Origin of the sequence: Okeania sp. SIO2F4 (assembly GCF_010672385.1) — a bacterium.
GTDB lineage: Bacteria > Cyanobacteriota > Cyanobacteriia > Cyanobacteriales > Microcoleaceae > Trichodesmium.
On the sequence record NZ_JAAHGT010000682.1, the window covers coordinates 1 to 5328 of the forward strand.

Below are 5328 nucleotides of genomic sequence, written 5' to 3' on the forward strand. Positions count from 1 at the left end.
TAAAGCTTGAGAAGCGACATCATATAAATTCACATCTTCCTTCCGTAAAAAATCCCCCGTTCCTTTTTTTCCTGGTCTCCGAATCAACAAAATAAAATCAATATCTTCCGCCAAAGCTTTAATCATTCTTTCTGTATCGCCCAGTCTAGTATCTCCCAAACCAGGCATATCAACTAAAGCCAATTTTTTCACTCCTACTTGAGGAAAACGGCAAAAAATTTCCACCTTTTATACAGCTAAATGATTGAAAAACTGTGGATTACTTTTAGCATCATAACTTTGAGAAACATACTCTCTTATTTCATCCTTTGGAACCTCAATAAAACGCTTTTTCGACTGTAATAAATCAGAATATTTATTTAGATGAACATAATAATCCTGTCGTAAATGCTCATAAATAGCCTCAGCTTTAGCAGGATGCTGAGGATTAATAGGCTGAGAAGGAAATGCAAAATTAGCAAACTCATGAAGATTTTTCGGAATATTTTCAAAGCCTAACTCTTGATAATAAGGCGTAATAATCTCCTGAATAAAAGAAGATTCAGAATGAAAATAAACCTTAGCAAAAGTATCCCCTTCATGATGATAAATATTACTTTGAACAGTAGTACAAGGCAAGCGATCGCTACTAGGAATAATTCCTTCATCTTTTTCATCCGTTAATCCAGCGACATTTTGTAGAAAGGTACTCTTACCTTGACGTGCTAACCCGACAACACCAATATTAATTGTGTCACGATTAAGTCTTTGCCAGAGATTTTCCCAGACCTTACCTTCTTGAGTAATTCTGTTTAATATTGTCTGAAAATCAATTTGATAAAGTTGTTAAACTCCCATCGAAGAAGTAGTTGATAATCTAAGAATTGATTCTTGTAAATCTTTAAGTTTACTTATCTTTAATTCCAAACAATTAAAATAATCCACAGATTTTTTAGGAACATCTGCAGTAGCTTTGCGCTTGCGAATAATTTCACTAATTAAGTCTTCTAAAAGGATAATTTTTAACTAATTGAGATTTTTAACGTATTTATACCTACTGGATTGACACAGTTAATTTTGTCCATTAGGTCATGGGGGTGGGGCGACGGGGTAGGTTCATTTCATCAAATGTTAATATCATTAATTTGAAGCAAAACCTGTCCCTACTATTGCAACATTTTAGATATGTCCGTCTACTACCCTCCCAAAAATGTTAGATTAATTCTGCTCTGGTACTTATTCATCAGGATAAAAATTCAGAAATATGCACTTCAACAGCAAAATTTTTTTTCAACCACTGGTAAATTTATTTGCATGAGAGACTTTCCGTAATTCAAGGAAGAAGAGAAACCTATTGAAGAGGATAGAAAGCAAAGGATAGAATATTCAATTACTTAGAGATTAATCCCTCAAGTAATTATAGATAACTAAATCAATATTATTTTAGTTCGAGTCTTATACCAAAATTATGAAAAGACAACTTGCCGGGAGGTATAAAATTAAGACTTCATTTGACTGAAACAAGAGAAAAAATCTCTTCTTAATTTACCGTTTTGCCTTTCAGCTTCTAGGGAAATAACTAAATCATTCATTGCATAAATCCCTAAATTTATTTATAATATTGTTTCTGTGTTATACCAATTTCAAAAAAGAATGTTACAAAGAGTTTCAAACTTTAGATGTGAAATAATTTCCTGAAATTAGTGTAGCATCAGAGTTTTGAGCCTATAAAATATTACTTTTGACTTTTAACTTTTGACTTTTAACTTCCGTGAAACAGTATTATTCCTTATTTCCTGTTCAAGACAATTTACAAATCGAAAAAAAGATAATATGAAAATTATCAAAAGTACTTGGAATTATTTATTTTGGTTAGGACCAATTTTAACTATTATCGGTGTATCGGCAGGTTTTGTTTCAGGAACTTGGGAACCTATACCATTAGCTTTAATAACTGCCGGCATAGTAATAACTGGTTTATGGATTTTTTATCAAGCTTATTCTGTAGAACGAAACTCAACAACAAGTTGGTGGAGTGGTCGAGCAACCGAAGCAGGTACAAACGCAATTTTTGCTACTATTTCCGTACTAATAATTTTGGCACTAATTAACTTTTTAGGAGTTCGTTATCAAACTAGAATAGACTTTACTGAAAACCAAAAATTTACATTATCACCACAAACTATAGAAGTATTAGAAAATCTCGAACAACCAGTCAAACTTTGGATATTTGACCGGGGTGAAAATCCCCAATATTCCCAACTATTAGAAAATTATCAAAGACAAGGAAATGGTAAATTTAGGTTTGAGTTAGTAGACCCTCAAACAGAACCTGGAAAAGCCAATCAATTTGGAGTCAAACAGTTAGGAGAAATACATCTCGAAGTCGGAGAAAAAAAAGAAGTTATTATTAGTAGACAACTAGAACCCTTAACCGAATCTAAACTGACAAATAGTATCGAAAAAATACTGGGCAGCAGAACTTTAAAAATCTACTTTCTTCAAGGTCATGGGGAACGAAAATTAGAAGAAGGTCAAGAAGGTTTTTCTGAAGCTGTTAATGCTCTTGAAAATAAAAATTACATAATAGAATCTATCAACTTGGCAACTATTTCTCAAGTACCAGAAGATGCAGATGTTCTGATTATTGCTGGCGCTCAAAGAGAATTTTTAGAAGCAGAAGTTACTGCTTTACAAGAATATTTAGACCAAGGTGGCGGTGTATTAATAATGTTAGACCCAAGCACCGACCCAGGATTAAATGATTTATTTGCAGAGTGGGGTGTATTAGTTGACGATCGCCTGGCAATAGATAATCCAGAAATTGGTAGATTAGTAGGTCTTGACCCCTGGGTGGTATTAGTAACTAGGTATGGAGAACATCCTATTACTCAAGATTTTGGCAATGGTATTTCATTATATCCTTTTGCCCGTCCCATCGAAAGTGAAGACATAGATGGGATAGAGGAAAGTCCTCTAATTTGGACTAATGACCAAAGTTGGGCAGAAACAGATTTAAGGGGTCAGTTAAGATTTAATGAGGGTAGGGATCGGCTTGGGCCATTATCTTTAGGTGTAGCTTTGACTCGTTCTTCCACTGAGGAAAAAAGTCAGGAAACGGAATTAAACCTTACTCCTATTCCTCCACTTCCCGGTCAACCACCTAATCAACCTGCGACAACTTCTACTTCAGAATTAGAAGCAGAAAAAGAGACAACTTCAGCAGAGGTTATTCCCCCACTTCCCGGTCAACCGCCAGATGAATTAGACTCTAGTAAAATAGAGGCAAAATCAGAAAATAAATCAGAAGAAGCACGTTTGATAGTGTTAGGAAATTCTCAATTTGCGACAAATGGTTGGTTTCAACAACAACTGAATGGAGATGTTTTTCTTAACTCAGTTTCTTGGTTAAGTAAACCAGAACAAGAAACACTTTCTATTAGTCCGAAAAAAACTACAAACCGTCGCATTGCAATGACTTTAGTGCAAGCTAGATTTTTAAGTTGGATGGCAATTGTAATTCTGCCAATTTTAGCTCTGGCAATTGGTGGAATAATCTGGTGGAAAAGACGTTAATTAATGGATAATGGATAATGGATAATTGATAATTCAGGAGTTAAATTTTTAAGTAGGTAGGTGAAAAAATCTACAAGTACCTCCGAAGCGACGGTCACCGAGTGGAAGGAAGCAATAGATACGGGTTTCAACTGCTTTAAAATTTCGTTAGATAGTAAGGTTTATTCACGCCTACTTACTTACTTTGTTATTTTGATAAGACTAGAAAAAATATTCAGAATTTAGAATGGGCGAATTTAGAATTCAGAATTCAGAAGTTAAATTTTTACTTTGTTATTCTTATAAAAGAAAAAATATTTAGCTGATAACTGATTAACAAGAAACCTGGTTTATTACCTTGATTATTATTTTTCCGAAATTTCGTCGATAAACCCGGTTTATGGGTGGACTATTGATAATGAATAATGGATAATTAATAATGGATAATTCAGGAGTGAAATTTTTACTTTGTTATTTTGATAAGACTAGAAAAAATATTTATTGATAAGACTAGAAAAAATATTTAGCTGATAGCTGATAACTGATAACTGATAACTGACTACTCCCTACTCCCTAAAATCATGAAAATTAAAAGAACAACTTTAATATTAATGTTAACAGCAGTTGCTTTAGGAGGATTTGTTTACTTCCATGAAATTCGAGGCAAACAAGAACAAGCAGAAATCCAAGAACAACAAAAACAAGTGTTTGATTTTGAGTCAGAACAAATTCAGACTATTACCATCAAACAAGAGTCAGAAACATTAACCTTAAAAATAGACCAAGAAGCAGAAGAAAAAACCTGGAATATAACCGCACCTGTAGAAAAAAAAGCTGACTTACAAACAGTAGAATTTTTACTAGCTGAACTAACAAACTTAAAAAGCGATCGCTCCATCACTACTTCAGCTTCTCAGTTATCAGAATATGGTTTAGAAAAACCAGAAATAACTGTAGAAATTAAACTCAAAGAAGGTAAAACCAGTCGTCTATTTTTAGGTCAACCAGACTTTGATGGTAATTTTATATATTCTCAATTAGAACCGGAGGGAGAACCGCCGGAAGAAGTATCTGTTTTGTTGTTATCTGTCAACTTCAAAAATGTCTTAACTAAACCAGTTTCCGAATGGGAAAAACAAGAAAAAACAGAAGAATCATCGGGTGAAGCCGAAGAATCTTCAGATAAAAAAGATGAGTTAGAAACTGAAAAATCATCTAGTAGTCCAGAGGTATCTCCCTCACCTGATGATAATTATTTGTTAACAGAATAACTGCTATTAAGGAAGCATAAAAATCGGAAGTAAAATTTAATAACCCTCGACCATCTTTTTAATAGTATAATGAAATTGGCTGAGAGTTCCAGACTAAATAATCAGAAAAATTCCGAAATGCTCGAATCCTTTAGTAATTTTAACTCCTTGATTTATGAAATTAGTTGAGAGACATATCCCATACAAAAAATAATCGGTTTTATATAGCAATCCTATTTTATTTGTGTATAAAAATCTTACTGCTTTTAGGGAACGCTTAACTGGGAACACTTAACTGGTGGGAATTTCAGTTTTTTTATCTACTTTTTGATTACCCGCAACCTATGCACGGATTGCTATACTGAAATTGACCGACCGTTTTTGTTATCTAAAAATCTCTATAAGTATGCTAATTATTTAGTTCATCAGTTTTTGATATTTTCAAATACTTATCTTTCTTATCATCAGCTTCAAAAGATACTATCTGCTCAACCAGACTATCAAGCAATGCCAGCTAAAATCTCTCAACAAATTTTGATGATAA

Annotated in this window: 3 protein-coding genes and 1 pseudogene; 2 read left to right on the forward strand and 2 right to left on the reverse strand. The window is 33.3% G+C overall.

The window, feature by feature from the left end:
* Both F6K22_RS30365 and F6K22_RS30370 read right to left on the reverse strand, forming a co-directional pair.
* Positions 1 to 225 (reverse strand): annotated as a pseudogene (locus F6K22_RS30365) (hypothetical protein); the annotation flags it as partial.
* 3 nt (positions 226 to 228) lie between these two features.
* A complete protein-coding gene (locus F6K22_RS30370) occupies positions 229 to 618 on the reverse strand; it encodes a hypothetical protein (RefSeq protein ID WP_293106793.1) in 390 nt (129 codons plus the stop codon).
* A gap of 1194 nt (positions 619 to 1812) precedes the next feature.
* On the opposite strand from F6K22_RS30370, the gene F6K22_RS30375 reads away from it, so the two are divergent.
* Together F6K22_RS30375 and F6K22_RS30380 are read left to right on the forward strand one after the other, a co-directional pair.
* Positions 1813 to 3555, forward strand: a complete 1743-nt coding sequence (locus F6K22_RS30375; protein WP_293106796.1) for a GldG family protein — start codon at positions 1813 to 1815, stop codon at positions 3553 to 3555.
* Between the two features lie 560 nt (positions 3556 to 4115).
* Complete coding sequence (locus F6K22_RS30380) at positions 4116 to 4805, forward strand: DUF4340 domain-containing protein (protein WP_293106798.1); 690 nt, start codon at positions 4116 to 4118, stop codon at positions 4803 to 4805.
* Positions 4806 to 5328: the final 523 nt, after the last annotated feature.